Annotated in this window: 1 protein-coding gene; it reads left to right on the forward strand. The window is 45.4% G+C overall.

Features of this window, described 5'->3' with window-relative positions; genetic code table 11:
- Positions 1-124 precede the first annotated feature (124 nt).
- Complete coding sequence (gene mnmE / locus HMPREF0027_RS11015; protein ID WP_044024529.1) at positions 125-1,483, forward strand: tRNA uridine-5-carboxymethylaminomethyl(34) synthesis GTPase MnmE; 1,359 nt, start codon at positions 125-127, stop codon at positions 1,481-1,483.
- Positions 1,484-1,533: the final 50 nt, after the last annotated feature.

Raw genomic sequence — 1,533 nt, forward strand, 5'->3', positions numbered from 1 at the left:
GGGGGGCAGATCATTTGCCAACGGTGCTTTTTTGTTTTTATGGTATGATAAAGCAACGACAAGCGGTCTGATTTGCAAATTTTTTTGCAAAAACGACCGCTTCTTTAATAGAAAAGGATACCAAATGAAAGATACGATTGTCGCTCAGGCAACCCCGATTGGTCGTGGGGGCGTGGGCATTTTACGCATCTCGGGGCCATTGGCTCAAGAGGTGGCAAAAGAAGTGCTGGGCAAAGAGCTAAAACCCCGCCTTGCCAACTATTTGCCGTTTAAAGATCAAGACGGCACGGTGTTAGACCAAGGCATTGCATTGTTCTTTAAAGCGCCGAATTCGTTTACCGGTGAAGACGTGTTAGAGCTGCAAGGGCATGGCGGTCAAATGATCTTAGACATTTTACTGAAACGCATTTTAGCGGTTAAAGGCGTGCGTATTGCTCGTGCCGGTGAGTTTTCCGAGCAAGCGTTTTTAAACGATAAACTCGACCTTGCCCAAGCGGAAGCGATTGCTGATTTAATTGATGCGACCAGCGAACAGGCGGCACGTTCGGCATTAAAATCGCTACAAGGTGAATTTTCCAATAAAATTAATCAGTTAGTTGATTCAGTCATTTATCTACGTACCTACGTGGAAGCGGCGATTGATTTCCCCGATGAAGAAATCGACTTTTTGGCAGACGGTAAAATCGAAGGACATTTAAACGATATTATTCGCCAACTGAACGGTGTACGCAAAGAAGCGAAACAAGGTGCGATTTTACGTGAAGGGATGAAAGTGGTGATTGCCGGTCGTCCGAATGCCGGTAAATCGAGCCTGTTAAACGCTTTAGCGGGCAGAGATGCGGCGATTGTGACCAATATCGCCGGAACTACCCGTGACGTATTGTGTGAGCATATTCATATTGACGGTATGCCGTTGCATATTATTGATACTGCCGGTTTACGTGAAGCGAGCGATGAAGTGGAACGTATTGGCATCCAACGTGCGTGGGATGAGATCGAACAGGCGGATCACGTGTTATTGATGATCGACAGCACCGAACAAACAGCCGAAGCATTTAAGACCGAATGGGCGGACTTTTTAGCTAAATTACCGCAAAACATTCCGGTTACCGTGATTCGTAACAAAGTGGATTTATCCAGTGAGGCTGAAGGCTTACAAGAGTTGGACGGCTTTACTTTGATTCGTTTATCGGCACAAACCAAAGTGGGCGTGGATTTACTGCGTGAACATCTCAAAAAATCCATGGGTTATCAAAGCTCAACAGAAGGTGGCTTCTTAGCTCGCCGCCGTCACTTACAAGCATTGGAAACCGCGGCAGAGCATTTGGAACGCGGTCATATCCAATTAACCCAATTTTTTGCCGGCGAATTACTCGCAGAAGAATTGCGTATGGTACAAAATGCGTTAAGTGAAATTACCGGTCAATTTACCTCGGATGATCTGTTGGGTAATATCTTCAGCTCATTCTGTATCGGTAAATAATCATGAAACAAGCGGTCGATTTTCGCCAAAATTTTGCAAATTTGGGATAG

Origin of the sequence: Actinobacillus ureae ATCC 25976 (genome assembly GCF_000188255.1) — a bacterium.
GTDB classification, from domain to species: domain Bacteria; phylum Pseudomonadota; class Gammaproteobacteria; order Enterobacterales; family Pasteurellaceae; genus Actinobacillus; species Actinobacillus ureae.